This window comes from Alsobacter sp. R-9, assembly GCF_054612375.1.
Genome location: NZ_JBTSWJ010000009.1, coordinates 214,774 through 241,034, shown reverse-complemented (window position 1 = coordinate 241,034; position 26,261 = coordinate 214,774). Strand labels below are relative to the sequence as shown.

Sequence of the window (26,261 nt, the reverse complement as noted above, 5' to 3'; positions counted from 1 at the left end):
CCGCGAACGCCGGCGCGGCCATCACGGCAGCCACCGTCGCGAGCAGGAAAACACGCTTCATCGTCAATCTCCGGAGTTGCGCCCGGCCAAAGGCCAAGCGTCTGGCACAGTATAGCTCACGATGCGCAGCAAATGGTTGCATTTGAGCCACGCAGTGCCGCTTTTGAATGCTTCAAGGCCTTGATTGCCGTTAACCGTTCGGCAGCCCTGTCAGGGCAATCGGCTCCCCTTCGCAGCGCAAGGCCGGACGCGATGCCCCGTCGGGACACTGGCGGACGGCTAGAGCACCGCTTCTCGCACCGCCATGTCGCCCGGCACGGGGATGCGCCCACAAGACCCCGTGCCGTGCCCGGCAGCCGCGCATCGGCACGTCGGGACGTTGCCGAAGGACTGGCGGCGAAGGATGGCTGAGAGGACTTGCGTCCGAATGGTGCCCCTGGCCGGAATCGAACCAGCACTCCTTGCGGAAACCGATTTTGAGTCGGTCGCGTCTACCAGTTCCGCCACAGGGGCCGCCTTCGACGGCGGCGGGATCATAACGCCCGCCCTCCGAAGGTCAATCGGCGGGGGCGTCACGAAAAAACCCGGCAGGAGCCGGGTTTTCGCATCGATCGTTCAGCAGATGGGAGGCGCGGTCAGGCCGCTTCCTCCTCCACGTCGTCCATCTCGGGGGCCGCTTCGGCATCGGCCGTCTTGCCGCGCTTCGGCGACTTGGCGAGCTGCGCCTCGATGAGCTTCAGGGCCTCGCCCTCGTGCAGCCGGTTCACGGCCGCGACCTCGCGGGCCATGCGATCGAGGGCCGCCTCGTAGAGCTGGCGCTCGGAATAGGACTGCTCCGGCTGCGCCTCGGAGCGGTGCAGGTCGCGCACCACCTCGGCAATGGCGATGAGATCGCCCGAGTTGATCTTCGCCTCGTACTCCTGGGCGCGGCGCGACCACATGGTGCGCTTGATCCGGGCGCGGCCGGTGATCGTCTCGAGCGCCTTGGCGACGAGCGCGTTCTCGGCCAGCTTGCGCATGCCCACGCTGGCGGCCTTCGCCGTCGGCACGCGCAGCGTCATCTTGTCCTTCTCGAAGGAAATGACGAACAACTCGAGCTTGAAGCCCGCGACCTCCTGCTCCTCGATGGCGACGATCTGCCCGACGCCATGCGCGGGGTAAACGACAAACTCACCCGTCCGGTAACCCTGACGGTTGGAGTTCTTCTTGGCGTTCGTCATGTCCAGGTCTTCTCCGAGGCCGGCCATCCGGGGGCCGGCTCTGTTCTACGCGAGGGCCGGCGGGACCGGCGCAACAGGATGACGACCCGGGCTGGACGCTCCCAGTCCAGGTCGCAGGCACCATTCAGCCGATGACCGAAGCCGCAGGCCCGCCTCCAGTGGACGGGAGACCATGCGAGACCCTGCCGCAAACCCGGGCGACGTCACTCAGAGGAGCGTCACGGCTTGGGAAGAGGACTGCGCGTGCAGCGTGTCGGGGAAAATCGACCACAAAAAGAAAGCTACCATAATTTGGGCGCCGAATCAAAAGCTTTCGGCTGCCGAGGGCCCGCTGGAGGGGCCCAGCCGCGTCATCCGCGGGCGCTTGGCGCAGGCTTGGCGTCAGTCGCCTTCGCCCGGGTTGGCCGAGAAGTACTTCTCGAACTTGCCGGCCTCGCCGTCGTGTTCCTTGGCGTCACCGGGAGCGTCGCGCTTCACGGTGATGTTCGGCCAGGTCTTGGCGTACTCGGCATTGAGCTTGAGCCACTTGTCCAGCCCCGGCTCGGTGTCAGGCTTGATCGCCTCGGCCGGGCATTCCGGCTCGCACACGCCGCAGTCGATGCATTCGTCGGGATGGATGACGAGCATGTTCTCGCCCTCGTAGAAGCAGTCCACCGGACACACTTCCACGCAGTCCATGTACTTGCACTTGATGCAATTCTCGACGACGACATACGTCATGGCAGGCTCCGGGCCGGTTCAAGGCCGGCCGACGTCAGGGGTCTCGCTCGGTCAAACTGCCTAGCCGACTTGACAGCGGTCCGCAAGCCGACGCCCGGCCGGGCTTCGCTGCGGTCATGCCTGCCCCACGTCGTCGTAGAGCCTCTGTGCCTCGCCGTAGGAGCCGCGTCGCTCGGCCGCCCCCAGGACACGCACCACACGCGTGGCGTGCGGCAGCGCCAGCGTGAGCACGTCGCCCGGCCCCACGATCTTCGCGGGATTCGTCGTGCGGACGCCATTCAGGCGGACGCGGCCGCCTTCGACCAGCTCGCAGGCGAGTGTTCTCGTGCGCGCAAAACGCGCATAGACCAGCCACTTGTCGAGGCGCTGGGACTCCTCTGCCACGCCGGCGTCGTCCCGGGTTTCGGGTCGGCGGCGGGCCAAGCGTCAGCCCTTCCCCTTCGCCTCGAGTTCGGCCTTCAGGGCCAGCAGCTTGGCGAAGGGCGAATTGGGATCCGGCGCCTTGTCCCTCGCGGGACGCTCGCTGCTCCAGGTCCGGTCACCTCCGCGGTCGCCGCCCCGGTCACGCCCGCCGCGCTCCTTGTCCGAACGCGGGCCCCGGTCCTGCCGGGGACGGTCGCCGTGGCGCGGGGGACGGCCCTCCGGGCGCCCCTCGGGCCGGCCTTCGCGGCGCTCTCCGTCGCGGTTGCGGTCGGGCCGCGGCCCGCCGGGCCGGCCCTCCCGCTGCGGCCGCTCGGACCCTTCCGCCGCCGGCGAGGCGAGTTGCGCCGTCGCGGCCGCCGGGCGGTCTCCCTCGCGGCGCGGGCCGCGCCCACGCTGCTGCTGGTTCCGGTCCTGTCCGTCGCGGCCTCCACCGGCCCGCTGTTGCGGACGGCGGTCGCGCTGGTGGCGCCCGCCCTGGTGGCGGTGCTGGCGCCAGACCTCGATGAGCGGCTGCTCCTCCGCCGGCGGGGCCTCGGTGGCCGGCACGTCGGCGGCCACCTCGCCGGCCCCTTCGGCGGCCGCGGGTTCGTCGGTCGAAGCCGCCGCGGGCGCTGCCGCAGCCTCCGGCACCGTCTCGACCGCCGGCTCGGCCTGGGCCGACGCCTCCGCTGCCAGCGGCGGCGCGTCGGGCGTCACGTGTGCATCATCCGGCGGAGCGGCCGCGGGACCCGCCGCCGCCTCGGCGGCCGCATCGCCCGCCGGTGCATCGGCCGAAGGGGCTTCCTCCGCTCCGGCAGGAGCGCCAACCGCCGCGGTCTCGGCTTCCACGGGAGCGACGGTGATCGCCGGTCCCTTCCGCCGCTCCATGACATAGCCGAGGGAGCGCAGGATCGAGGCGAAGTCGTCACCGGAACAGCCGCACAGAGAGGTCATCGCCGTGGTCACGACGAAACCCTCGCCATCGGCCGCGCCGGCGGGCGCCGTACCGGGCGTCACGCCCGGGCGGAAATGGATCGCGGGCCGGATGAGGTCGGCGAGCCGCTCCAGGATGTCGACGCGGACCGCGCGCTCCCCGCACACCCGGAAGCCGGCCGCGCGGTAGAGGCCCTTGTGGACGTCCTTGTCGACCGGGATGGACGTGCGGCCCGAGGCCGCGAGATGCAGGATGTCGTCGAGGCCCTTCACCTCGGGGCCGCCGTGCTTCAGGGCCCACAGCTGCGAGGCGAGGCCACGCGGCGCCGGCTTCAGCAGCGCCGGCACGATGAGGTGGTAGGCGCCGAAGCGCACGCCCAGCGTGCGCAGCGCCGAGCGCGCCTCCTGGTCGAGCGACTTGACCTCCTCGGCGACGCGCGACCGCTCGAGCACGCCCAGCGCCTCGGCAATCTGGAAGCCGAGCCCGCGGGCGATGCCGGCGAGAGACTCGGGATTCTCGAGCTTCAGGAGCGGGCCGAGCAGCTTCTCGACATGCGCCTTGAGCCACAGGTCGAGCCGGTTCTGGACGAGTTCGCGCGATCCGCCGGTCAGTTGCTCGTCGGCCAGCAGGCGCACCCGCGGCTCGAGCAGCTTGTCGCCGGCGCCAAGCTTGGCGACCACCTCGCCCTGCCACCGGATGGCCCCGTCGTTCGACAGGACGAAAGCGTCGTCGCCCGAGCCCGACAGGCGCGCGGCGCGCGCGTCGATCTCGCCGGCCAGCGCCTTCAGGGCGGCATTGCGCAGGGCCTTGGCGTCCGGCCCGCCCGCCTGCGGGTCGGGCGCGAACTGGAACCCCTGCAGCCGGCCCACGTGGTGGCCCTCGACGAGCACGTCCCCCGCCGCCGTGATTTCAGCCTCGAGCATCGCGTTTTCTCTTAGGCGGCGCATCAACACGCTGGTGCGCCGATCCACGAACCGTTGTGCCAGTCGCTCGTGAAGAGCGTCGGACAGCCTGTCCTCTACCTGACGGGTGACGCCCTGCCAATGCTCCGGATCACGAAGCCAGTCCGGACGGTTGGCCACGAAGGTCCAGGTCCGCACCTGGGCGATGCGGTTGGAGAGGGTGTCGATGTCGCCGTCGGTGCGGTCGACCTCGGCCACCTGCCGGGCGAACCAGTCCGTCCCAAGGCGCCCGTCGCGCATCAACTGCCGGTAGAGCGTGGCCACGAGGTCGGCATGCGCCTGTGGTGCCACCTTCCGGTAGTCCGGCACCTGGCACACCTCCCACAGCCGCTCGACGGCCTTCGGCGTCGTGGCGTAGCCGCGCAGCTCCGGATCCCGCGCGGTGATGTCCAGCGCCACGACGTCGTCTGCCGCGATGGCACGGGTCAGCCCCGCCTCCTCCGGCGTCCGTTCGAGCGACGCGATCAGCCGCGGCAGACTGCCGAAGTCGAGGTCGGGGTTCCGCCATTGCAGGATCTGCACGGGATCGAACGTATGGTCCTCCAGCTGGCGGACCAGTTCGGGATCGAACGGCTCGCAACGCCCGGTGGTGCCAAACGTTCCGTCGCGCAGGTGGCGGCCGGCGCGGCCGGCGATCTGTCCGAACTCGGCGGGAGTGAGCCGGCGGTGCATGGCGCCGTCGAACTTGCGGTCGGCGGCGAAGGCAACGTGCTCGAGGTCGAGGTTCAGCCCCATGCCGATCGCGTCGGTGGCGATCAGGTAGTCGACGTCGCCGGACTGGTAGAGCGCCACCTGCGCGTTCCGCGTGCGCGGCGACAGCGCGCCGAGCACGACCGCGGCCCCGCCGCACTGGCGGCGGATCAGCTCCGCGATGGCGTAGACCTCATCGGCCGAGAAGGCGACGATGGCCGAGCGGCGAGGCAGACGGGTGATCTTCTTCTCGCCGGCAAAGCGCAGTGTCGAAAGCCGCGGACGCGAGACCACGCTGACGCCGGGCAGAAGCTGCTCGATCAGCGGCTTCATGGTGGCGGCGCCAATGAGCAGCGTCTCCGCCCGTCCGCGCATGTTCAGCAGCCGGTCCGTGAAGACGTGCCCGCGGTCGCGATCCGCCGCGAGCTGGATTTCGTCGATGGCGACGAACGGCACCTCGAGGTCGCGCGGCATGGCTTCGACGGTGGCCACCCAGAACCGGGCGCCCGCCGGCTTGATCTTCTCCTCGCCGGTGACAAGCGCGACGGCATCGGCACCCACGCGGTCCACGACGCGCTGGTAGACCTCCCGAGCCAGCAGGCGCAGCGGCAGGCCGATGAGGCCGGAGCCGTGGCCGATCATCCGCTCGATGGCGAGGTGCGTCTTGCCGGTGTTGGTCGGCCCGAGGACGGCCGTCACGCCCCGGGCCCTGATGGAGGCTGGAAGAGAACGGGGGAGCATCGGGACCTTCTTCACGCGCCGACGGCGCAGGGCGCGGCGCGGACCGCCGCTCTGTCTACCACGCCGCGCTGGGCCGCCGGCAATGGTTTACGTGCGGAACGCGGCGGGAACGAATCCGGGGCGAATCGCTGACTCGCTCCGAGTCTTGTTCCGTTCACCACAAGATATGGTGACGAAGAGCGGATGTTCCACCATGGCACCCGCGAGTCGAACACACCGCCGCCGGGCGACGAAGACTCGCCAGGGGCCGCCGGACGCCGGCCTTCGACTCGGCTCGACTCGCCGGACCATCCGGGACGACTCGGGCCCTGCCGGGACGATCGAGGGACAGCTTGGGCGTCACCGGCCCGTGAACCGGAGATGACCGGCCGGTCCGACGCCGCCGTCGCACGCATTAACGAAGGAGCCGCACGGTGAACGCGAGATGCACGAATCGCGACGGGCTTGCTTCGCGCGGCCGTTCAAGGGGCGGAAGCAGCCGTCCCGGGGCAGTGACCCGCCATCCCGGGCTGGTCGCTGTCGCATTCTTCGCGAGAAACCGCTCACGAACTCGTCCCGGTTCGGGACAGGGTGGGGACCGAAGGGAGACAGCGCGGGCCCGGTCGCCGGGATATCCGCAACGAGGTCAGTTCGCGCCGGCGGGAGCGCTGCGGCCGGCGTCGGGCGCCGTGGTCGACGCCGTGGAACGCGTCGTCGAGAACTTGTTCGCCTCGATGACGGTGGTGCCGACCATCGTCTTCACGGAGATCTTCACGGGCACGAGCATCCTGGCGTTGTCGACGGGGGCGAGCCACGTCTCCATGTCCCGGTTGTCCGCCATGAACTGCGTCGACTTGCGGTTGGTGCGGTGCCCGGCGATGGGCGTGTAGCGGGCCGCGCAGACGATGACCGGACCCTTGTAGCCCGGAATGTCGATCGTCTCCCTAGACGCGTACGTCAGCTCAACGTCGAACCGGCCGGCGCCGTCGAACACCGGGATGGTGCGGTTGCAGGAGGCGGGGTCCAGGAGGGGGCCGCTGCGGGCGACGGGCATCAGCAGGGCGCTGACGGGGTCGACCACGTTGCGCTTGTGCTGGTCCTGCAAAGGCACGCGGTCGATCTTCTCGTCGAGCGGCGGCTTGATCTCGAGGGCCGCCACCGTGCCCGAGGCAAGCGCCATGCGGACGCTGTAGGTGCCGTTCGAGCCGGTGGAGACCAGCGCGTAGGACGATGGCACCGGCCGGCCGCCGGCCGTGCCGCCGGACGACGACCCTGCGCCGCGCCCGCCGGTGATCATGCCGGCAAGCCCGGTCATCTTCGCGCGGACATCGATCTTGTAGTTGTCGCGGTTCACCGTCCCTCCGAGCGTCGCCGTGCCGATCGGCAGGCCGGCGAGGCTCAGGTCGTAGGAGATGTCGATCTGGTCGGCCCGGGCCGCGCCCGCGGCGAAGACGGCACCGGCCACGACGGCGATCGCGCCGCGGCGCCATGTCCGCCGGCTGTCCGGTCCGCGGCCAGTGTCCTTCGCCATGTCCATCCGTTGAGCCGTTGCCCGTGCCGATCGTATGGTAGTGCGTGCGACCCGGGAGCCAAGCGGGCAACCCCGGCGGATTCGTGGCCGGCATTGTGACTGATTCGCGCGCCCCGCGCCGACTTGACGCTGCCGGACCCCTCGACTATAGAGCCGCGACGATCGATTGCTGCGTGGTGCGGGCGGCCTTGGCCGCCTTCCGTCTTTCTGGACGAAAGCGGTCTCCACCATGCGCCGGTCCATGGATTTCCGGGGCATCCCGAGCAAGATAAGGACGTTGAGCCATGGCGCGTCGGTGCGAGTTGACCGGCAAGGGCGTTCAGGTGGGTCATCTGGTGAGCCACTCGAACCGCAAGACGAAGCGGCGCTTCCTGCCGAACCTGTTCAATGTGACGCTGCAGTCGGACGCGCTGCAGCGCTCCGTTCGCCTGCGTGTGTCGGCCAACGCGCTGCGCTCGGTCGAGCATCGTGGCGGCCTCGACGCCTTCCTCGCGAAGGCCTCGGAGGACGAGCTGTCGCAGGGCGCGCGCGAGCTGAAGCGCGAGATCGCCAAGAAGGCGGCTGCCCAGTAATCTTCCAGCGTCCTCGCCGGACGACGAAACCTCGCCTCGCGGCGGGGTTTTTTGTTTCCGGTGTCCGAGACAGCCTCCGGGTGCACCCATGACCATGGCGATGACCAGGGCCCTCGCCCTGCCCGTGCTGGCGATGACGCTCGTCGTCGTCGCATCGAACGTCCTCGTGCAGCACCCTTTTCCGTACTGGGGGCTCGCGGACTACCTCACCTGGGGCGCCTTCACCTATCCGGTGTCGTTCCTCGTGACCGACCTCACGAACCGTCGCTACGGGGTCGGCATGGCCCGCCGCCTCGTGGCCGTCGGGTTCGTCGTCGCCGTGGTGCTGTCGATCGCGCTCGCCACGCCACGGATCGCGCTGGCCTCGGGCACCGCCTTCCTCGTCGGCCAGATGCTGGACGTCACTGTCTTCAACGGCCTTCGCCGCCGCGAATGGTGGCGGGCGCCGCTCGTCGGCAGCATCGTCGGCTCGGCGCTGGACACGGCGCTCTTCTTCTCTCTCGCCTTCGCGGGCGACGCCGCCATGTCGGGCGAGGTGGCCTTCCTCGGCCACTGGACCATGCCGCTGTGGGTCAGCCTCGCCATCTGCGACTTCGCCGTGAAGATGCTGATCGCGCTCCTCGCGCTGGTGCCCTACGGGGCTCTCCTCGGCATCGTCAGGCCGATCGAGGTCGCCGGCACGCCCGCGGGCTGAACCGTCTCAGCCGACGATCCGGAACTGCAGAAGCAGCGTCCGCTGCAGCATCGAGAAATTGTCGTCGGAGATCAGCGTCAGCACGGTCGACCCGTCGCTGTCCCGGTGCGCGGCGATCCCTTCCATGTTGTCGATCCGGTTGCGCATGTCGGAGCGGATCAGCTCCTCTCCGACCAGCCTCGCCCCCGGCCGCACTTCGGCAGCCGGGACGCGGCGGATGCGCATGCCCACGCCGTCCAGCCAGGCGAAGCTGCGCTCGAGGATCACGAGGTCGCCATCGGGAAGCACCGTGGCGTCGGACGGGTCGAACGCTCCTTCCCGGACCACCTCGAACTGCCCGCCGGGTCCCGTCACGAACCAGCCGGGAACCGTCGGGCGGTCGGGATCGCGTCGCGGCGGACGCTCGGCGATCGCAATGACCGCGCCCGCGTGGGGACCGGCCGAAAGGATCGCGACGGACTCGAAGCTCTGGTTCGCGCGCAGCTCGTTCGCGCCCGGCAGGCGGGGCAGCACCTCCGCGCGCGCGGCGAAGCCGTCGCGGCCGAGCGCGAAGCGAAGGATCTCGTGGGTCCGTTCGACGCCGACATAGGCGACGCCGCCCGCGATGGCGAGGCTCTCGGTATCGTAGCGCCGCGTGCCCGTGACAGGCCGGCCGTCCGGACCGAGGATCGGCGCCAGCACCGCATCGGTGGCGCGGGCGGGAACGCCGTTCCGCAGCTCCAGGGTCGCCGCCATCCAAGTCCCACGGTCCGACAGGGTCGTGAGCTTCCGGCCGTCGGGCGTGATGGCGAGTCCCGACCAGCCCCCGAAACGCTCGTCGCTGCAGGTGAGCTCGAGGCCGCCGACGAAGTCGAGGCTTCCGAACCGCCGCAGGCTGTCGTCGCGCAGCGAGAACGTGCGGATCGGCGAACTGCGGACGGCGATCGGCGTGATCCCGGTGAGGGTCTCCGAAGCCGCGCGTCCGTGGGCGAACGCGACGGCGACGGCCCCGGCCCCGCCGAGGCCGAGAAGGGCAAGGGCGTTGCGGCGCGAGGGGCCCGTCCGCGGCTTCAACCCGCGGCCACCCGTCGCCGTGGGGCCGCGACCGGCGCCGGCGCGGTGTCGTCGAAGAGCTCGGCCAGCTTCTCCGTCATGGCGCCCCCGAGCTCCTCGGCGTCCACGATGGTGACGGCGCGACGGTAGTAGCGCGTCACGTCGTGGCCGATGCCGATGGCAATGAGCTCGACGGGGGAGCGCGTCTCGATCTCCTCGATGATCCAGCGCAGATGCCGCTCCAGGTAGTTGCCCGGGTTCACCGACAACGTGGAATCGTCGACGGGCGCGCCGTCGGAGATCATCATCAGGATCTTGCGCTGCTCCGACCGCGCCAGAAGGCGCTTGTGCGCCCAGTCCAGCGCCTCGCCGTCGATGTTCTCCTTGAGCAGGCCCTCGCGCATCATCAGCCCGAGGTTCTTGCGCGCGCGGCGCCACGGCGCGTCGGCGGCCTTGTAGACGATGTGGCGCAGGTCGTTGAGGCGGCCGGGATTGCCGGGCTTGCCGGCCTGCAGCCACGCTTCGCGCGCCTGCCCGCCCTTCCACGCCCGCGTGGTGAAGCCGAGAATCTCCACCTTCACGCCGCAGCGCTCCAGCGTCCGCGCGAGGATGTCGCCGCACGTCGCCGCCACGGTGATCGGCCGCCCCCGCATCGAGCCGGAGTTGTCGATGAGCAGCGTCACCACCGTGTCGCGGAAGTTGGTGTCCTTCTCGCGCTTGAAGGAGAGCGGCTGGTAGGGATCGATGATGATGCGCGGCAGGCGCACCGGGTCGAGCGTGCCTTCCTCGAGGTCGAACTCCCACGCCCGGTTCTGCTGCGCCATCAGGCGGCGCTGCAGCCGGTTGGCAAGCCGCGCCACGACGCCCTGCAGGTGGCTCATCTGCTTGTCGAGGTAGGCCCGCAGGCGCGTCAGCTCGTCGGCGTCGCACAGGTCCTCGGCGGAGACGACCTCGTCGAACTTCGACGTGAAGGCCTTGTAGTCCGGCCCGCGCTGGTCGCGCGTGCTGGACGTCGGCGGGCGCCACGCCTCGGAGGGATCGTCGCCGTCGGCCTCGTCGACGTCCTCGGGCATCTCGCCGGTCGGCCCTTCGGCCGACTCCGACATGCCCTCCTCCATCTCGTCCGACGCCTCGTCGGAGCGCTCGGCCTCGCTGCGCTCGGAGGCGGACTGCTCCTCCGACTCGCCCTGCTGGTCCTCCTGCTCCTGGCTCTGCTCGCCCTCGGCCTGGTCGTCCTCGCTCTCGTCCTGGTCGGCGCTGGCCTCGTCGGCCATGTCGAGGCTGACGAGCAGGTCGCGGACGGAGCGGGCGAAGCCGCGCTGGTCCTCCAGCGACGTCCCCAGCTTGTCGAGTTCGGCGCCGGCGCGCTCCTCGATCCAGGGCCGCCACAGGTCGACGATGCGCTGCGCCGCCGGCGGCGGCTTGAGGCCCGTGAGCCGCTCACGCGCGATCATCGCCACCGCGTCCTCGAGCGGCGCGTCCGCGCGGTCGGTGATCTCGTGGTAGTTGCCGCGGTGGTAGCGGTCCTCGAGCATGGCCGACAGGTTGCCGGCGACGCCGGCCATCCGCCGCGAGCCGATCGCCTCGACCCGTGCCTGCTCCACCGCGTCGAACACCGCGCGGGCCGCCTGCCCCTCAGGTGCCATGCGGCGATGGATGCCGTTGTCGTGGCAGGCGAGCCGCAGCGCCATCGCGTCGGCGTGGCCGCGCAGCACGGCCGCGTCGCCCGGCGTCATCTTGCGCGGCGGCTCGGGCAGCCGGGCCCGCTCCGGGGTCAGCGACGGCCGGTCCGTGCCGTAGGTGACCTCGAGCTCCGTCTTGCCCGCGATGGCGCGCAGGCATCCGGCCACCGACCGCTTGAACGGTTCGGACGGGGCCTCCTTGGCCTGCGGCGGCTTGCGGTTCGAGGTCGACATCAGGGCGCCGCCGGCCTCAGCTCAGGGCGACGTTGACGGCGCTCTCGGGGAGCTCCTGCCCGAAGGCGCGCTGGTAGAACTCGGCGACCAGCGGGCGCTCCAGCTCGTCGCACTTGTTCAGGAAGGTGAGGCGGAAGGCGAAGCCGATGCTCTTGAAGATGTCGGCATTCTCGGCCCAGGTGATCACCGTGCGCGGGCTCATGACGGTCGACAGGTCGCCGTTCATGAACGCGTTGCGGGTGAGGTCGGCGACACGGACCATCTTGTTGACGATGTCGCGTCCTTCCTTGCCGGTGTAGTGCTTCGCCTTGGCGAGCACGATGTCCACTTCCTTGTCGTGCGGCAGATAGTTCAGCGTCGTCACGATGGACCAGCGGTCCATCTGGCCCTGGTTGATCTGCTGCGTGCCGTGGTAGAGGCCCGACGTGTCGCCGAGGCCCACGGTGTTGGCCGTGGCGAACAGGCGGAACGCCGGGTGCGGCCGGATGACCCGCTTCTGGTCGAGCAGGGTCAGCTTGCCGGAGATCTCCAGCACGCGCTGGATGACGAACATCACGTCCGGGCGGCCCGCGTCGTACTCGTCGAAGACGAGCGCGATGTTGTTCTGCAGGGCCCAGGGAAGGATGCCGTCCTGGAACTCGGTGACCTGCTTGCCGTCCTTCAGGACGATCGCGTCCTTGCCGACGAGGTCGATGCGCGAGACGTGGCTGTCGAGGTTGATGCGCACGCACGGCCAGTTGAGGCGCGCGGCCACCTGCTCGATGTGGGTCGACTTGCCCGTACCGTGGTAGCCGGTGACCATCACGCGGCGGTTCCTGGCGAACCCGGCGAGGATGGCGAGCGTGGTGTCCTTGTCGAACAGGTAGTCCGGGTCGAGATCCGGGACATGGGCGTCGGGCGCGGAATAGGCCGGCACCTCCATGTCGGTGTCGATGCCGAACAGCTGGCGCGCGGACACCTTCATGTCCGGGAGGCCCGGCATCTTCTCAATCGTGGCAGACATGAATCCTCACTGGCAGAGCCGGCCCGGGGGCCTCGCTGGGCCTGCCCATGCGGCGCGCCGCAAGGCAGACGGACCTTGCATCGTCTTTAAGGGTTCGGGGCGCGGGTGGCAATTCGCATCACGGCCGCGCCCGGGCAGTGCGGGGCGGCCATGCGCCGGCCACGTCAGGCGAAGCCGCCGGCCTTGAGCGTGTTGTAGGCGTTGATCACCTCGCGCAGCCGGTCCTCGTAGGACCGGTCGCCGCCATTGGCGTCCGGGTGCACCTGCTTCACGAGTTGCTTGTAGCGCGCCTTCACCGCCGCCGCGTCGGCGCTCTCGTCGAGGCCCAGCGCCTCGAAGGCCCGGCGGGCCACCGGCCCCACGCCCGGACGCCGGCGTTCCGGCTCGGGGGCGGCGCGCGCCGCGAACCCGGCCGCGCGGAACACGCCGAGCGGATCCTCGTAGACGTACTCCGCGCCCTGGTCCGGCTTCTTCTGCCCGGGACCGGTGCCCATGTTCCACGTGGGACGGTGGCCGACGACCGCCTCCTTCTGGTAGCGGGCAATGGCGTCGTCCGTCATGCCGGCGAAGTAGTTGTAGGACTGGTTGTAGGCGCGCACGTGGTCGATGCAGAAGCGCCAGTACTGGCCCTCCTGCCCGCGGCCCTTCGGCGCGCGGTGCTCGCCCTTGGCGGCGCAGCCGGGATGCTCGCAGCCGGGCGTCTCGACATGCGCGCGCGGGTCCTCGGCCCGCCTGGGGCGGGTGCGGATCCGGTCGAAGAGGCGCGAATTCAGGTTCATCGTCACCGCATTATGGGGGGTGCCGGCTGCCCCGCAAGCTCGACGGCACGCAAAACCGTGCTTGACAAGCGCGCGGCGCAGGGCCGCGATGCCGCCACCCCGGTGGTCCACTCTGGCCCACCTCGGGTTTACGAAGGATGGCCGACCCGGGAGCCGCGCCGCATGCAGATCAGGTCCACGATCATCGGCAAGCTGACGAAGGGGCTCGCCCCCGTGTCGCTCGACGTGATCGACGAATCCGAGAACCACCACGGCCACGCCGGCTGGCGCGAGGGCGGCGAGACGCATTTCCGCGTCGAGGTCATCGCCGAGGCGTTCCGCGGCAAGAGCCGCGTCGAGCGTCACCGCATGGTCAACGCGCTGCTGGCCGACGAACTCGCCGGGCGCGTCCACGCCCTCGCCATCCGTGCGAAGGCGCCCGGAGAAGCCTGAGGAGCGGCTACTTCACCCGCTCCAGGATGCTGACGTAGTTCGCCACCGCGGCGCCTCCCATGTTGAAGATGCCGCCCAGCGTCGCCGCCGGAAGCTGCATGTCGCCGGCGTCGCCGCACAGCTGCATGGCGGTGAGCGCGTGCATCGACACGCCGGTGGCTCCGATCGGATGCCCCTTGGCCTTGAGCCCGCCCGAGGGGTTCACCGGAAGGCGCCCGTCCTTCTCCGTCCAGCCCTCGTTGATGGCCACCGCCCCGCGCCCGGCGGGCACGAGCCCCATGGCCTCGTACTCGATGAGCTCGGCGATGGTGAAGCAGTCGTGCGTCTCGACGAAGGAGAGGTGCTCGAGCGTCACGCCCGCCTGCATCAGAGCGCGCTTCCACGCCTCTGCACAGCCTTCGAAGGAGAGGATGTCGCGCTTCGACATCGGCAGGAAGTCCTGCACGTGCTGCGCGGCCCGGAACGTCACCGCGCGCCGCATGGAGACCGCGGTCTCCGCGTCGGCCAGCACGATGGCGGCGGCTCCGTCGGAGACCAGCGAACAGTCGGTCCGCTTCAGCGGCCCGGCCACGAACGGATTCTTCTCGCTCTCCTGCCGGCAGAAGGCGAAGCCGAGGTCCTTGCGCATCTGCGCGTAGGGGTTCGAGACGCCGTTGCGGTGGTTCTTCGCCGCGATCCGGGCGAGCGCATCCGACTGGTCGCCGTGCCGCTGGAAGTAGGCGGCCGCGATCTTGCCGAACACGCCGGCGAAGCCTCCCGGCGTGGCGCCGTCCTCCGGAAGGTAGGATGCCTTGAGCAGGTTCTTGCCGATCTCGGGGCCGGGCGTCGTCGTCATCTGCTCGACGCCGACGACGAGAACGATTTTCGCGGCCTTCGCGGCGATGGTCTTCAGGCCCTGGTGCACCGCGGCCGATCCCGTCGCGCAGGCGTTCTCGACCCGCGTGGCCGGCCTGAAGCGCAGGGCGGGGTCCGCCTGCAGGACGAGGGAGGCCGTGAAGTCCTGCGCCGAGAACCCGGCGTTGAAGTGCCCGAGCACGATCTCGTCGACGTCGCCGGGCCCTATCCCCGCGTGATCGAGCGCGTCCGTCGCGACCCGGACGACCAGCGTCTCGACGGTCTCGGCATCCATCTTCCCGAAGGGCGTGTGCGCCCACCCGACGATGCATGCGCTCATGGCGATCTCCTCCCGACGGCAGGAACCGAATGTAAGGGCAGTGGACGGCTTCGGAAAGCGCCGCTGCGGCTCAATGCGACCAAAGCAGCAGCGCCACGCCGAGCACGATGAGGCCCATTCCGGCGAGTTCCCGGCGGCTCGTCGACTGGTCGAACAGCCGGCGGGACACCAGTTGCGCGAGCACGACCTCGACGAGCGCCAGCGTGCGCACGTTGGCAGCGGTCGTCAGCGCGAACCCGATGAACCAGAACTGCGAGGCGAGCGCCCCCATCAGGCCGGCGAAGAGCGACGGCTTCCACGCGGCGAGGCTCTTCGACAGGGCCGGCCGGTCGAACAGGCCAAGCCAGACGCACAGGAGTGCGGTCTGCGTGCCGAGCGACCAGGCCAGCGTCGTCGTCGCCCGCATGACGAAGCTGCCGTCGGGAAGCCCGAGGATGGCGCCACGGAAGGCCACGGCGGAGAGCGCGAAGAACGCTCCCGCAGCAATGCCGAGCCCCGCCGGCCGCAGCGACGCGAGGCTGGCCGCCTGCGTGCCCGGCTTGACGGCCATCGCCACGACACCGGCGGTCGCCACGATCACGGCGAGCGCGCTCAGGCCCGTCATGTGGTCGCCCAGCACGAGCACGCCGAAGACGGCGACGAGCACGGGCTCGGTCTTGATGTAGGCGGTCGTGACGGCGAAGGAGCGCTCCTTCATCGCCGCCAGCATCAGCACAGTGGCGAGGATCTGCGTGACCGATCCCGCCCCGACAAAGGCGAGGAAGGGGCCCGTCGGCCCCGGCACCGGCGATCCGGTCACCGTCGCCACGAGGGCGAGGAACATGAGCGCGAAGGGAAATCCGTAGAGGAAGCGGACCTGGCTCGCGCCGACGGTGCCGAGCGTCCCCGTCAGGCTGCGCTGCATGGCATTGCGGGCCGTCTGCGCCGCCGCCGCGAGCAGCGTGGCCGGAATCCACAACAGCACCAGTGTCACGCGAAACGGCCCTTCAGCCCCCGGGCCTGCCCGACCATGGCCCCAATCGGTCAGTACCAGCGGCTGCAACTCTAGGCAAATCGTGCGGCCGGGAGTACCAAGAACCGTCTGGCGATCGTCCTGCACCGGCCCTCCCGGCCGGCGGGGAGGGTCGCGGCGCCGTGCCGCGCACGTACCGGAACCCTGATGATGGCCCGTATCGCCCGTCGCATGCCGCAGCCCGCAACGCTCGCCCGCCGTATCGCCTCACGCCTGTCCCTCCTGGCCCTCGTCACGGTATCTCCCCTCCTCGCCGCCGGCGCGGCGGATGCCGCGGCTCCCTACGTCGTCGTCGAGGTCTCGTCCGGCCGGGTGCTGATGCAGGAGGACGCGACGATGCCATGGCATCCCGCGTCGGTGACGAAGCTGATGACGGCCTACGTCGCGCTGAAGGCGATGCGCGAGGGCCGCATCGGCTGGGAGACCCCGATTGCCGCGAGCATGCGCGCCGCTCGCGCCGCCCCCTCCAAGATCGGCCTGAAGCCGGGGCAGGAGGTGACGCTCGAGAACGCGCTGAAGATGCTGCTCGTGAAGTCTGCCAACGACATGGCGATCGTCGTCGCCGAAGGCGTCGGCGGCACCGTCGAGCAGTTCGCGGACATGATGAACGCGGAAGCTCGCAACCTCGGCATGCGCGAGAGCCATTTCATCAACCCCAACGGGCTGCATGCGGAGGGCCAGCAGACCTCGGCGCGCGACATGGCGATCCTCGCCCGCGCCCTGCTGCTGCAGTTTCCCGACCACGCCGACCTGTTCTCGATCCCGGCGGTCCAGCTGGGCGACCGGGTGATGAACAACACCAACGGCCTGATCGGCCGCTATCCCGGCATCGAGGGCATGAAGACCGGGTTCGTCTGCGCCTCCGGCTTCAACCTCGTCGCGCTCGCGTCCCGCAACGGCCAGCGGCTCATCGCGGTGGTCATGGGCCAGCCCTCGGCGGCCGACCGCACGATCAAGGCCGCTGCGCTGCTCGACAAGGGTTTCGGCACCACGGGAGGCTTCTTCAGCCTCGGATCGGGGACGCTCGACAGCCTGCCCCGGTCTCCGGTCGCAAAGGCACCCAACGTGCGCGAGGACATCTGCGTGCGCCGCAAGGGCCCGCCCGCCTCGGAGGACGAGCTCGACCGGGCCCAGGCCCCGGCGCCGATCAACGGCGACAACCAGGGGTTCAACCTCTTCGGCAGCCAGACCGTCGCCCTCGCGCCCGGAAGCTCCGTCCGCGGGTCGGGCGGGCCGCGGTCGCTCTCGCAGCGCGCGCCGCTGGAACCGATCCAGGTGTTCCTCGGACGGTCCCCGGGCTCGGCGACGGCCCCTGTCGCCGCCAACGCGAAGCCCATTCCCGCGCGGCCCGACGAACCCACGACCGCCACGGCCTATGCCGGCGACAAGCCGCGCACCATCGATCCGGCGACGCCGCCCGTCGCCGCGGCGGCCGCAGGGCCCATGGTGCTGGCGCCGGCGAAACTCGTTCCGCTCGCCGCGGGCGCGTCGATCGGCTCCGGCGCCAGGGCCGCGACGACGCCGAAGCTCGGCGCCATCCAGCCGAAGCCAGCGACGCCACCCACGGCCGCCAAGGCGGCCGCGACTCCGGCGACGCCGTCGAAGACCGCCGCGAAGCCGAAGCCGGGGGCCAAGCCCGCCGCCAAGGCGACCCCGAAGCCGGCACCTAAGGCCGAGGCCAAGAGCGCGCCGAAGCCCGCTCCCGCAGCCAAGCCGAAGAAGCCGGCGTCCGACGGCTGATCCCCCGAGAACCCGCCCGAGGATGACATGGTGACTGCGAAGCCGGCCGGCGCCGGCGTCCTGCTGGCGCTGGGCGCCGCGGCCGCCTACGGCTTCAACATCACCTTCACGCGCATCGCCGCCCTGGAGGGCGTGCCGGGCCCGTCGCTGGTCTTCTACCGCGTGCTCGTGATGCTGGCGCTGGCGGGCGCGGTTCTCGCGGTCGCGCGCCGGGCGCCGACGGTGGAGCCCTCCGAGCGGAAGGCACTCGGCCTCCTCGGCCTGACCTCCGCCGGCGTGGGGCTGTGCTACCTGTCCTCCGTGGCGTTCATTCCCGTCACGGTGGCGGCCGTCCTGTTCTACACGTTCCCCATCCTGATCGTGGCCCTGTCGCCGCTCGTCGACGGAACCCGCCTCACCCTCGCCCGCCTCGCCGTCACCGTCGCGGCCTTCGTCGGCGTGGTGCTGGTCGTCGGGCCGGCCTGGGGCGACCTCAACCCCGTCGGCCTCGTTCTGGCGCTGGGCGCGGCGGTGGCCGCCACGGCGCAGTTCTTCGCCGCCGGCCGCACCGTCCGCACGGACACGTGGTCCAAGCTGCTGTGGGTGCATGTCATGGTGCTGCCGGCCGCCGTCGCGGCGGCCTCGGCGACCGGCGGGCTGGCGCCCCCTTCGGCCCTGGCGCTCGCGCCTTGGTCGGTGTTCTTCAACATCGGCGGCTTCATCATCGGCTTCCTGCTGCAGCTGATGGCGCTGACCCGCGTGTCCGCGAGCGCCGCGGGCCTCGCCTTCTGCGCCGAGCCCGTCGTCGCCGCCGTCACCGCCGCGCTGGTGCTGGGCGAGACGCTCGGGCCGGTCCAGTATGTCGGCGGCGCGCTGGTGATCGGCGCCATCGTCGCCAACGTGCTGGCCGATGAGCGCCAGAACCGGCGCATGGCCGGGTCCGGCGCGAAGGTGGAGACGAACGCCGCCGCGCGGTCCGGGGTGACGGACGCCGCGTGATGGACGCACCCCTGCCCGTCACCGTGCTCACCGGCTTCCTCGGCTCGGGAAAGACGACGCTCCTCAACCGCCTTTTGAAGGACCCGGCGCTCGCCGACACCGTCGTCATCATCAACGAGTTCGGCGAGATCGGGCTCGACCACGACCTGATCGAGACGGTCGACGGCGACATGGTGCTGCTGTCGTCGGGATGCCTGTGCTGCAGCGTGCGGGGCGACCTCGTCGCCACGCTGGAGGACCTCCTGGCCCGCCGCGACGCCGGCACGGTGTCGCCGTTCCGCCGGGTGATGCTGGAGACCACGGGCCTCGCCGACCCGGCGCCCGTGCTCTCCGCGATCCTCGCCCACCCATGGCTCGGCCAGCGCTACGCCGTGGAGGGCGTGGTCACCACCGTCGACGCCGTCAACGGAGACGCCACGCTCGACACCCATGTCGAGGCCGTGAAGCAGGCGGCGGTGGCGGACCGGCTCGTGCTGACGAAGACCGACATCGCGCCGGCGGAAGGCGTCGAGCGACTGAAGCGCCGCCTGCGGCGCCTCAACCCCGGGGCCGCCCTGCTGGATGCCGCGGCGGGGGAGGCAACCGCAGCCGCGCTGCTCGACGCGGGGCCCTGGGAGTCGGGCACGAAGATCCCCGACGTCGCAACGTGGCTGCACGAGGAGGCCTACCGCGACGCCGACGACCATGCCGGGCACGACCATGGCGAGGGGCCCGACCAGGACCCGCACGACGTCAACCGGCACGACGCGTCCATCCGCGCCTTCTGCATGACGACCGACCGGCCGATCCCGGCCGCCGCGCTCGAACTGTTCCTCACCTTGCTGCCGTCGGCGCACGGACCGCGCCTGCTCCGGATGAAGGGTCTCGTGTGCGTGGCGGAGGATCCGTCGCGGCCGGTGGTGCTCCACGGGGTCCAGCACGTGGTGCACCCGCCGACGATCCTGCCGCGCTGGCCGAGCGACGACCGTCGCACCCGCGTCGTCTTCATCACGCGCGATCTCGACGAGAGCTACGTGCGCAAGCTGTGGGACGCGTTCGCCGGAACCCCGGCCATCGACAGCCCGGATCGTGCAGCGCTGGTGGACAACCCGCTCGCCCCGCCCGGCCTGCGGCGCTAGGCCCTGCCGCCGCGATTGGACCGAAGCCGCCCGACCGGCTATCCCAGAGCAGGACCAGCCGGCATCATGCCAGGGCGGACAGAACCCGAAGGGTCGATTCGCCAGAGTGTCCGCCGGGATGGGGAGGGTATTCATGTCGCTGCTGCAGCGGCTCGCGAGTGAGTTCGCCTATCTGAAGGGGTCGCTTCGCATCCTGCGGCGCACCGGCCCCATCGCCCGCAACCCGACCTTCACCATCGTCGACCTGCTGTCGGAGATCGCGGAGCGCTTCGGCGACCGCGCGGCCCTGATCTCGGACGTCGAGACCTTCACCTTCCGTCAGCTCGACGCGCGCGCCAACCAGATTGCCCGGTGGGCCCGCGCCAAGGGCATCGGCAAGGGCGACACGGTCGCGCTCTGCCTGCACAACCGGCCCGACTACCTTGCCATCTGGCTCGGCGTCGCCCGCGCCGGGGGCGCCACGGCCCTCATCAACACCAATCTCACCGGCAATCCGCTGGCTCATTCGCTGGCGATCGTGAAGGCGCGGATCGTCATCGCCGGGGCGCCGCTGCTGGCCGCCGTCGAGCAGGCCGTGACGGCGATGGATGCGAAGCCGGAGATCTGGGTGCACGGCGCCGATGCCGACGCACGGCCCCGGTTCGAAACAGCGGTCGCCGACGCGCCGGCGGGGCCACTCGATCCGTCGGAGCGCACGCCTCTGACGATCGAGGACCGATGCCTCTACATCTATACGTCGGGGACGACCGGACTGCCCAAGGCCGCCAACATCAACCACTACCGCGTGATGGCGATGGCCCGGGGCTTCTCCGCCCTGATGGACACCTCACCCGACGATCGCATGTACGACTGCCTGCCGATGTACCATTCCAACGGCGGCGTTCTGGCGACCATGGGCACGCTGGCGCAGGGCGGCAGCGTCGTGATCCGCGACCGCTTCTCGGCGCGCGAGTTCTGGAACGACGTCGTGCGCAACGAGTGCACGCTGTTCTTCTACATCGGCGAGTTCTGCCGCTATCTCGTCAACACGCCTCCGGGACCGAACGATCGCAAGCACAGGATCCGCCTGGTCTGCGGCAATGGGCTGCGGCCGGACATCTGGACGACCTTCGTCTCCCGCTTCGGCATCGAGACGATCCGGGAGTTCTACGCCGCGACGGAGGGCAACGTCGTCCTGTTCAACCTCGACAGCCGGCCCGGGTCCGTGGGGCGCATCCCGAAATGGGCCGAGCGCCGCTTCGTCGTGAAGATCGTCAGGTTCGACGTGGAGGCCGAGCAGCCGATCCGCAGTCCCGATGGCTTCTGCATCCCCTGTCCGCCGAACGAGGTCGGCGAGATCCTGGGCCAGATCGTCAACGACCCGACGAAGCCTGCGAACCGCTTCGAGGGCTACGCCGACAAGAGCGCGACCGAGAGCAAGATCCTGCGCGACGTCTTCGAGAAGGGCGATGCGTGGTTCCGCTCCGGCGACCTGCTGAAGCGCGACGAGGACGGCTACTTCTACTTCATCGACCGCATCGGCGACACGTTCCGCTGGAAGGGCGAGAACGTCGCCACCTCCGAGGTGTCGGAGGCGATCAGCGTCTTTCCCGGCATCGCCGAGTGCACTGTCTATGGTGTCCGCCTGCCCGGCCACGAGGGCCGCGCCGGCGCCGCGGCCATCGTCATGGACGAGGGCGCCGACCTCGACCTCGAGGCCTTCCGCGACCACCTCGCGCTGCATCTTCCCGAGTACGCCCGGCCGGTGTTCCTGCGCATCCGGGCGTCGCTGGAACACACGGGAACCTTCAAGCAGCGCAAGGTCGACCTCGTGAAGGACGGCACCGACCCCTCGTCGGTCTTCGACCCGCTCTTCCTGTTCCACCCGGGAGAGAAACGGTTTGTTCGCCTCGATTCCGATCTCTATGCAGCGGTGACCGGCGGTCAGATCAGGTTGTAAACCGACCTTGATTCAAATGCGGCGTGTAAGGAGTGCGCCGTCCGGCGCCGGCGAGGCCCGTCGCTGCGGCAGGCCGGGTCCCCGGAGCCGGATCGGCGCGACGCAGGACCGCCGCATGCCACGCACCGACCGCCGGGATCCGGCACCGACCGCCGTACCCGCCCTTCCCCCCACCTGGGCCCGCGACCTGCCGCCCCTGCGCGGGCAGAAGCCGGTGACAGGCCCCGCCGGCGAGGGCCTCGAGGTGCGGGTCTGCGGCGTGATGCAGGCGGCCGACCTCACCGAGCCATGGGCTGCGCTCTCGGGCCGCGCCATGGACGACAACGCCTTCTACCATCCCGATTTTGCGCTTGCCGCCGTCCGCCACCTGCGCGAAGTGGCGCGCCCCGTCTTCGTCATGGTGCTCGACCCCCGGGGCGACGGGCCGGCCGCGCTCAAGGGCGTGTTTCCCGTGGTCATGCCGCGCATCGGCATGGGGCAGTTCGAGCTCTTCGGCTGGCGGCACGATCAGATGGCGCTGGGCCTGCCGCTGGTCGCCCGCGAGAGTGCCGGCGCCGTGGTGCACGCCTTCTTCGACTGGATCGAGAGCCAGGGCGGGGCCGCCGGCGGCCTGCTCCTGCCGCTGATCGCGGAAGATACCGCGACGGCCGCGGCAATCGCCGCGGGCGCCGAGAGCCGCGGGCGGACCCTCCGGCGCTTCGGAGAGCACGCCCGCGCCATCCTCACCCCGGATGCGACGACGTTCGACGATTTCCTCGGCCGCGTCGTCACCGCGCGCCGGCTGAAGGAGATCCGCCGCCAGCGCCGCCGGCTCGGCGAGCAGGGCGACGTCGTGCTCCACCACTGCAGTTCACCGCTCGAGGTCCGCGAAGCGACAGAGGCGTTCCTGACGCTGGAGGCGGCGGGCTGGAAGGGCCGCGAGGGCACGGCTTTCCTCCACAGCCCCAGCCACGCCACCTTCCTGCGCTCCGTCACCCGCGGCCTTGCCCAGCGCGGCCTGTGCCGCATCGACCTGCTCACCGTAGGCGAACGCGTCGCGGCGGCCGGCATCGTGCTCGGCGGGCTCGACCGGGCGCTCTACTGGAAAACGACCTTCGACGAGACGCTGTCCGCGCTCTCGCCCGGCGTGCAGCTGACGCTCGACCTCTCCCGCCGGCAGTGGGAGGGCGCCGTCGCCGTCACGGACAGCTGCGCGGTCGCGGATCATCCGATGATCGACCGGCTCTGGCCCGACCGCTCCCCCGTCGCCGACTGGTTCATCGAGGCCGGCACGTCTCGCACGGCCTCGGCGCTGGCGGCTGCCGGCGTCAGCGCGCGGCGCGGCCTGCGCTCGACGGCGAAGTCGCTCTACCACCTTGCGCGCGGCAAGAAGGGCTGAGGTCGACCCCCGTCAGGCCACCGCACGCAGCTCGCGCCGGATCACCTTGCCCGTCGTCGTCAGCGGCAGCTCGCGCACGAACGCGATCTCGCGGGGGTACTCGTGCGCGGAGAGACGCCGGCGCACGAACGCCTGGATGTCCGCCGCGAGGCCGTCGCCGGGCGCGTGGCCGGGCTTCAGCACCACGAAGGCCTTGACGATCTCTGTGCGCAGGGGATCCGGCTTGCCGACGGCGGCGGCGTTGGCCACCGCCGGGTGGCGCAGAAGGCAGTCCTCGATCTCGCCGGGCCCGATGCGGTAGCCCGACGAGGTGATCACGTCGTCGTCCCGCCCCACGAAGCGGACATAGCCGTCGGCATCGGCCTCGCCCTGGTCGCCGGTGGTCATCCAGTCGCCGATGAACTTCTCCGCCGTCGCCTCGGGCCGGTTCCAGTATCCGAGGAACATCACGGGGTCGGGGCGGAGCACCGCGATCTGCCCGAGCTCGCCCGGCTCGCACACCGAGCCGTCCGGCCGGATCACCGCCACCGTATGCCCGGGCACCGGCTTGCCGATGGCGCCGGGGCGAACCATGCCGAGAGCGGCGCACGAGCCCAGCACGAGGTTGCACTCGGTCTGCCCGTAGGCCTCGTTGATGGTGAGGCCCAGCGCCTCGCGGCCCCAGGCGAGTGTCTCGGCCCCCAGCGCCTCGCCGGCCGAAGCGATGGTGCGCAGGTCGAGCCGGAAGCGACCGCGCGGGTTCGCGACGCTGCGCAGCATCCGCAGCGCGGTGGGCGGCACGAAGGTGTTGCGGATGCCGTGGTCCTGCAGCAGGCGCAGGGCCTCTTCCGGATCGAATTTCTCGAACTTCCGCGCCACCACCGCGACTCCGTGGTGCAGCGAAGGCAGCATGGCGTTGAGCAACCCGCCGGCCCAAGCCCAGTCGGCCGGGGTCCACATCAGGTCACCCGGCTGCGGGTAGAACTCATGCACCAGCTCGAAGCCCGGCAGGTGCCCCAGCAGCACGCGGTGGCCGTGCAGTGCGCCCTTCGGCTGGCCGGTCGTGCCGGAGGTGAAGATCATCATCGCCGGGTCGTCGGGCGTCGTGTCGACCGGCTCGAAGTCGGCGGATTCGCTCTCCATGGCCTGGTGAAAGCCGTCGGCGGGGCCGTGCGGGCCATCCACGGAGAGGATGACGTCCAGCGTCGGAAGGTCGGGAAGGACAGGCCGCAGCCGGTCGACGTTGGCGCCGTTGGTGACGAGGCCCCGCGCGCCGGCGTCGCCGAGGCGGTAGGTCAGCCCATCGATGCCGAAGAGCACCGCCAGAGGCAGCGCGACGGCACCGAGCTTGTAGAGGGCGACGTGGGCGATGGCGACCTCGCGAGACTGCGGCAGCAGCAGGCCGACCCGATCGCCCCGACCGATCCCCCGCCGGCGCAGCGCATGCGCGAGGCGGTTCGAGGCCGCCCGGAACTGGCCGAAGGTCAACGCGTCGACCCGGCCGTCGGCGCCCGTCTCGATGATCGCGGGACGGTCGGGATCGACGGCCGCCCAGCGGTCGCAGACGTCCACGCCGATGTTGTAGCGGTCGGGCAAGGACCAGCGGAACGCCGCGCGCAGCGCAGCTTCATCGCGGATCGGGGGCAACATGCGCAGGCTCCCACGGGGTCGGGACCGGGGGAGACTACGCCTGCTGCACTGCAAAAACGAGGGCGACGAACGGCGGAGGTGAACGAACCCCTCCGCGTCGCAATCTCAGGTGGCGAAGTTGGACCGCTGCGCCCAGCCCGTGGTGCGTCGCTCGAGGACCGCCATCGCGGCATAGATGACGACGCCGAGGATGCCGAGCGCGACGAGCGCGGCGAACAGCAACGGCACGTTGAAGTCAGCGCTGGCGCGCGCCATCAGGTTGCCGATGCCGTAGTTGGACGCATTGTACTCGGCGATGACGGAGCCGACATAGGCCAGCGTGATCGCCACCTTCAGCGAGCCGAAGAAGTACGGCAGCGAGCGCGGCACGCCGACCTTGCGGATGATGTCGAGCTTGGAGGCGCCCAGCGCCCGCATCACGTCCTCGACCTCCGGCTCGATGGTGGCGAGGCCCGTGGCGACGTTCACGACGATGGGGAAGAAGGAGATGAGGAACGCCGTCAGTACTGCCGGCGCCCAGCCCACGCCGAACCAGATCACCAGGATCGGCACGACCGCGACCTTGGGGATGGCGTTGAAGGCGACGAGCAGGGGATAGGTGCCCGCGTGCACCACCTTGGACGCTCCCAGCGCGACCCCGAGCAGAAGGCCCGTCACGACCGCGATGGCGAAGCCGGCCAGCGTCATCCAGAGCGTGGCGGCGGAATGGTAGGTCAGCGGGCCGCGATACTCCCACATCGCCTTGGCGATGGCGCTCGGCGGCGGCAGCACGAAGGACGACACGCTCAGCGCGCGGCAGGCGATCTCCCAGACGAGGAAGAAGCCGATGGTGAAGACCCACGGCGCGGCCGAGAGCACCGCCTTGCTGGGTTGCCCGGGGGCTGCGCTGGTCATGCGGCGGTCCTCGCGTGTGCGATATGGGCGCGCAGTTCGTGCACGATGTCGATGAACTCGCCGGTGTAGGTGACCTCCAGGTCCCGCGGCCGGGGAATGCCCACCTCGCGCTCCGCGATGATCCGGCCGGGCCGCGCACTCATGCAGAAGATGCGGTCGGCGAGGAACACCGCCTCGCGCAGGTCGTGCGTCACGAGGATCACGGTGACCTTCCGCGACGCGTGCAGGTCGCGGATGACGCACCACAGTTCCTCCCGGGTGAAGGCGTCGAGCGCGCCGAACGGCTCGTCGAGCATCAGCAGCTGCGGCTCGTGGATCAGCGCCCGGCACAGCGAGGCGCGCTGCTGCATGCCGCCCGAGAGCTGCCACGGGAACTTCTGGCCCATTCCCTTGAGTCCGACCTGCTCCAGCAGCGCCTCGGCGCGGGCGACGTACTCGTCCTTGTGCCGCCGGAGCCGCGAGCGATGCGGCTCGACGATCTCCAGCGGCAGCAGGAGGTTGTCGAGCGTGGTGCGCCACGGCAGCAGCGTCGGGTTCTGGAACGCCATGCCGGAGATCTTCACCGGCGCGGTGACCTGCTTGCCGGCGACGATCACGGAGCCGGCCTGCGGGAACTGCAGGCCGGTGGCGAGCTTCATCACCGTCGACTTGCCGCAGCCCGATGGCCCGACGATGGCGGCGAACTCGCCCTCGTTGACGGCGATGGTCATGCCGTCGACGGCGGGCGGGCCTGACCCGCCATAGGCATGGGTAACGCCCGCGAGGGCGACGAACGGGCTCATGACGCAACTC

The 26,261-nt window shown here is 70.6% G+C and carries 22 protein-coding genes and 1 tRNA gene; 8 read left to right on the top strand and 15 right to left on the bottom strand.

The features are described 5' to 3' along the window. Positions 1-428: 428 nt before the first annotated feature. The 6 genes from ACX9GQ_RS16200 to ACX9GQ_RS16175 form a co-directional block, all read right to left on the bottom strand. A tRNA-Leu gene (locus tag ACX9GQ_RS16200) sits at positions 429-513 on the bottom strand. 122 nt (positions 514-635) lie between these two features. After that, a complete protein-coding gene (locus tag ACX9GQ_RS16195) occupies positions 636-1,220 on the bottom strand; it encodes a CarD family transcriptional regulator (protein ID WP_459630598.1) in 585 nt (194 codons plus the stop codon). Positions 1,221-1,601: 381 nt separating this feature from the next. Continuing rightward, entirely contained in the window at positions 1,602-1,940 is a 339-nt protein-coding gene (gene fdxA / locus ACX9GQ_RS16190; protein ID WP_459630597.1) for a ferredoxin FdxA, read from the bottom strand. Positions 1,941-2,054: 114 nt separating this feature from the next. Then, positions 2,055-2,324, bottom strand: a complete 270-nt coding sequence (locus tag ACX9GQ_RS16185) for an RNA-binding S4 domain-containing protein (protein WP_459630596.1) — start codon at positions 2,322-2,324, stop codon at positions 2,055-2,057. A 42-nt stretch (positions 2,325-2,366) separates the two neighbouring features. Then, on the bottom strand, positions 2,367-5,669 hold the full coding sequence (locus ACX9GQ_RS16180) for a helicase-related protein (protein WP_459630595.1): 3,303 nt from the start codon (positions 5,667-5,669) through the stop codon (positions 2,367-2,369). A 625-nt stretch (positions 5,670-6,294) separates the two neighbouring features. Beyond that, complete coding sequence (locus ACX9GQ_RS16175) at positions 6,295-7,179, bottom strand: DUF3108 domain-containing protein (RefSeq protein WP_459630594.1); 885 nt, start codon at positions 7,177-7,179, stop codon at positions 6,295-6,297. 284 nt (positions 7,180-7,463) lie between these two features. Here ACX9GQ_RS16175 and rpmB point away from each other — a divergent pair, with 284 nt between their 5' ends. Both rpmB and ACX9GQ_RS16165 read left to right on the top strand, forming a co-directional pair. Further along, on the top strand, positions 7,464-7,751 hold the full coding sequence (rpmB, locus tag ACX9GQ_RS16170; RefSeq protein WP_459630593.1) for a 50S ribosomal protein L28: 288 nt from the start codon (positions 7,464-7,466) through the stop codon (positions 7,749-7,751). 88 nt (positions 7,752-7,839) lie between these two features. Beyond that, positions 7,840-8,445 carry a queuosine precursor transporter gene (locus tag ACX9GQ_RS16165; protein WP_459630592.1) on the top strand — a complete coding sequence of 202 codons (606 nt, stop codon included), beginning with the start codon at positions 7,840-7,842 and terminating at the stop codon, positions 8,443-8,445. 6 nt (positions 8,446-8,451) lie between these two features. Here the strand turns inward: ACX9GQ_RS16165 and ACX9GQ_RS16160 are convergent, their stop codons facing one another. The 4 genes from ACX9GQ_RS16160 to ACX9GQ_RS16145 form a co-directional block, all read right to left on the bottom strand. Further along, complete coding sequence (locus ACX9GQ_RS16160) at positions 8,452-9,498, bottom strand: esterase-like activity of phytase family protein (RefSeq protein ID WP_459630591.1); 1,047 nt, start codon at positions 9,496-9,498, stop codon at positions 8,452-8,454. Further along, entirely contained in the window at positions 9,495-11,393 is a 1,899-nt protein-coding gene (cobT, locus tag ACX9GQ_RS16155) for a cobaltochelatase subunit CobT (protein WP_459630590.1), read from the bottom strand. Before cobT ends, ACX9GQ_RS16160 begins: the two co-directional genes overlap by 4 nt. Before the next feature lie 16 nt (positions 11,394-11,409). Further along, positions 11,410-12,396: a cobaltochelatase subunit CobS gene (cobS, locus tag ACX9GQ_RS16150; RefSeq protein ID WP_459630589.1), complete on the bottom strand. Its 987-nt coding sequence runs from the start codon at positions 12,394-12,396 to the stop codon at positions 11,410-11,412. 164 nt (positions 12,397-12,560) lie between these two features. After that, on the bottom strand, positions 12,561-13,175 hold the full coding sequence (locus ACX9GQ_RS16145; protein WP_459630588.1) for a J domain-containing protein: 615 nt from the start codon (positions 13,173-13,175) through the stop codon (positions 12,561-12,563). Between the two features lie 162 nt (positions 13,176-13,337). Here ACX9GQ_RS16145 and ACX9GQ_RS16140 point away from each other — a divergent pair, with 162 nt between their 5' ends. Beyond that, entirely contained in the window at positions 13,338-13,607 is a 270-nt protein-coding gene (locus ACX9GQ_RS16140) for a BolA family protein (protein WP_459630587.1), read from the top strand. 7 nt (positions 13,608-13,614) lie between these two features. On the opposite strand, the gene ACX9GQ_RS16135 is transcribed toward ACX9GQ_RS16140, so the two are convergent. Both ACX9GQ_RS16135 and ACX9GQ_RS16130 read right to left on the bottom strand, forming a co-directional pair. Beyond that, positions 13,615-14,781, bottom strand: coding sequence for an acetyl-CoA acetyltransferase (locus ACX9GQ_RS16135; protein ID WP_459630586.1), 1,167 nt, complete (start codon positions 14,779-14,781; stop codon positions 13,615-13,617). Between the two features lie 70 nt (positions 14,782-14,851). Beyond that, a complete protein-coding gene (locus ACX9GQ_RS16130) occupies positions 14,852-15,754 on the bottom strand; it encodes an EamA family transporter (RefSeq protein ID WP_459630585.1) in 903 nt (300 codons plus the stop codon). A gap of 189 nt (positions 15,755-15,943) precedes the next feature. Between ACX9GQ_RS16130 and ACX9GQ_RS16125 the strand changes: the two genes are divergently transcribed. From ACX9GQ_RS16125 to ACX9GQ_RS16105, 5 genes are all read left to right on the top strand, one after another. Continuing rightward, on the top strand, positions 15,944-17,533 hold the full coding sequence (locus ACX9GQ_RS16125) for a D-alanyl-D-alanine carboxypeptidase family protein (RefSeq protein WP_459630584.1): 1,590 nt from the start codon (positions 15,944-15,946) through the stop codon (positions 17,531-17,533). Between the two features lie 27 nt (positions 17,534-17,560). Beyond that, positions 17,561-18,511: a DMT family transporter gene (locus ACX9GQ_RS16120; protein ID WP_459630583.1), complete on the top strand. Its 951-nt coding sequence runs from the start codon at positions 17,561-17,563 to the stop codon at positions 18,509-18,511. Continuing rightward, a complete protein-coding gene (locus ACX9GQ_RS16115; RefSeq protein ID WP_459630582.1) occupies positions 18,511-19,629 on the top strand; it encodes a CobW family GTP-binding protein in 1,119 nt (372 codons plus the stop codon). Before ACX9GQ_RS16120 ends, ACX9GQ_RS16115 begins: the two co-directional genes overlap by 1 nt. Positions 19,630-19,762: 133 nt before the next feature. Further along, complete coding sequence (locus tag ACX9GQ_RS16110) at positions 19,763-21,568, top strand: long-chain-acyl-CoA synthetase (protein WP_459630581.1); 1,806 nt, start codon at positions 19,763-19,765, stop codon at positions 21,566-21,568. Positions 21,569-21,683: 115 nt separating this feature from the next. Then, positions 21,684-22,946 (top strand): GNAT family N-acetyltransferase, encoded by a 1,263-nt coding sequence (locus ACX9GQ_RS16105; protein ID WP_459630580.1) that lies wholly within the window; start codon positions 21,684-21,686, stop codon positions 22,944-22,946. Positions 22,947-22,958: 12 nt separating this feature from the next. Here the strand turns inward: ACX9GQ_RS16105 and ACX9GQ_RS16100 are convergent, their stop codons facing one another. From ACX9GQ_RS16100 to ACX9GQ_RS16090, 3 genes are all read right to left on the bottom strand, one after another. Beyond that, the gene (locus ACX9GQ_RS16100; RefSeq protein ID WP_459630579.1) at positions 22,959-24,575 is read right to left on the bottom strand and encodes an AMP-binding protein; all 1,617 of its coding nucleotides are present in this window, start codon (positions 24,573-24,575) and stop codon (positions 22,959-22,961) included. Positions 24,576-24,680: 105 nt separating this feature from the next. Beyond that, positions 24,681-25,469 (bottom strand): ABC transporter permease, encoded by a 789-nt coding sequence (locus ACX9GQ_RS16095; protein ID WP_459630578.1) that lies wholly within the window; start codon positions 25,467-25,469, stop codon positions 24,681-24,683. Then, positions 25,466-26,251, bottom strand: coding sequence for an ABC transporter ATP-binding protein (locus ACX9GQ_RS16090; RefSeq protein ID WP_459630577.1), 786 nt, complete (start codon positions 26,249-26,251; stop codon positions 25,466-25,468). Before ACX9GQ_RS16090 ends, ACX9GQ_RS16095 begins: the two co-directional genes overlap by 4 nt. Positions 26,252-26,261 lie beyond the last annotated feature (10 nt).

What these genes read in the sequence shown, in the direction of transcription:
- ACX9GQ_RS16125 (WP_459630584.1), top strand. Translation starts at nt 15,944, where the DNA reads ATGGCCCGTATCGCCCGTCGCATGCCGCAGCCCGCAACGCTCGCCCGC.
- ACX9GQ_RS16105 (WP_459630580.1), top strand. Translation starts at nt 21,684, where the DNA reads ATGCCACGCACCGACCGCCGGGATCCGGCACCGACCGCCGTACCCGCC.
- ACX9GQ_RS16195 (WP_459630598.1), bottom strand. Translation starts at nt 1,220, where the DNA reads ATGACGAACGCCAAGAAGAACTCCAACCGTCAGGGTTACCGGACGGGT.
- ACX9GQ_RS16135 (WP_459630586.1), bottom strand. Translation starts at nt 14,781, where the DNA reads ATGAGCGCATGCATCGTCGGGTGGGCGCACACGCCCTTCGGGAAGATG.
- fdxA (WP_459630597.1), bottom strand. Translation starts at nt 1,940, where the DNA reads ATGACGTATGTCGTCGTCGAGAATTGCATCAAGTGCAAGTACATGGAC.
- cobS (WP_459630589.1), bottom strand. Translation starts at nt 12,396, where the DNA reads ATGTCTGCCACGATTGAGAAGATGCCGGGCCTCCCGGACATGAAGGTG.
- rpmB (WP_459630593.1), top strand. Translation starts at nt 7,464, where the DNA reads ATGGCGCGTCGGTGCGAGTTGACCGGCAAGGGCGTTCAGGTGGGTCAT.
- ACX9GQ_RS16180 (WP_459630595.1), bottom strand. Translation starts at nt 5,669, where the DNA reads ATGCTCCCCCGTTCTCTTCCAGCCTCCATCAGGGCCCGGGGCGTGACG.
- ACX9GQ_RS16100 (WP_459630579.1), bottom strand. Translation starts at nt 24,575, where the DNA reads ATGTTGCCCCCGATCCGCGATGAAGCTGCGCTGCGCGCGGCGTTCCGC.
- ACX9GQ_RS16175 (WP_459630594.1), bottom strand. Translation starts at nt 7,179, where the DNA reads ATGGCGAAGGACACTGGCCGCGGACCGGACAGCCGGCGGACATGGCGC.
- cobT (WP_459630590.1), bottom strand. Translation starts at nt 11,393, where the DNA reads ATGTCGACCTCGAACCGCAAGCCGCCGCAGGCCAAGGAGGCCCCGTCC.
- ACX9GQ_RS16145 (WP_459630588.1), bottom strand. Translation starts at nt 13,175, where the DNA reads ATGAACCTGAATTCGCGCCTCTTCGACCGGATCCGCACCCGCCCCAGG.
- ACX9GQ_RS16090 (WP_459630577.1), bottom strand. Translation starts at nt 26,251, where the DNA reads ATGAGCCCGTTCGTCGCCCTCGCGGGCGTTACCCATGCCTATGGCGGG.
- ACX9GQ_RS16140 (WP_459630587.1), top strand. Translation starts at nt 13,338, where the DNA reads ATGCAGATCAGGTCCACGATCATCGGCAAGCTGACGAAGGGGCTCGCC.
- ACX9GQ_RS16110 (WP_459630581.1), top strand. Translation starts at nt 19,763, where the DNA reads ATGTCGCTGCTGCAGCGGCTCGCGAGTGAGTTCGCCTATCTGAAGGGG.
- ACX9GQ_RS16165 (WP_459630592.1), top strand. Translation starts at nt 7,840, where the DNA reads ATGACCATGGCGATGACCAGGGCCCTCGCCCTGCCCGTGCTGGCGATG.
- ACX9GQ_RS16115 (WP_459630582.1), top strand. Translation starts at nt 18,511, where the DNA reads ATGGACGCACCCCTGCCCGTCACCGTGCTCACCGGCTTCCTCGGCTCG.
- ACX9GQ_RS16120 (WP_459630583.1), top strand. Translation starts at nt 17,561, where the DNA reads ATGGTGACTGCGAAGCCGGCCGGCGCCGGCGTCCTGCTGGCGCTGGGC.
- ACX9GQ_RS16095 (WP_459630578.1), bottom strand. Translation starts at nt 25,469, where the DNA reads ATGACCAGCGCAGCCCCCGGGCAACCCAGCAAGGCGGTGCTCTCGGCC.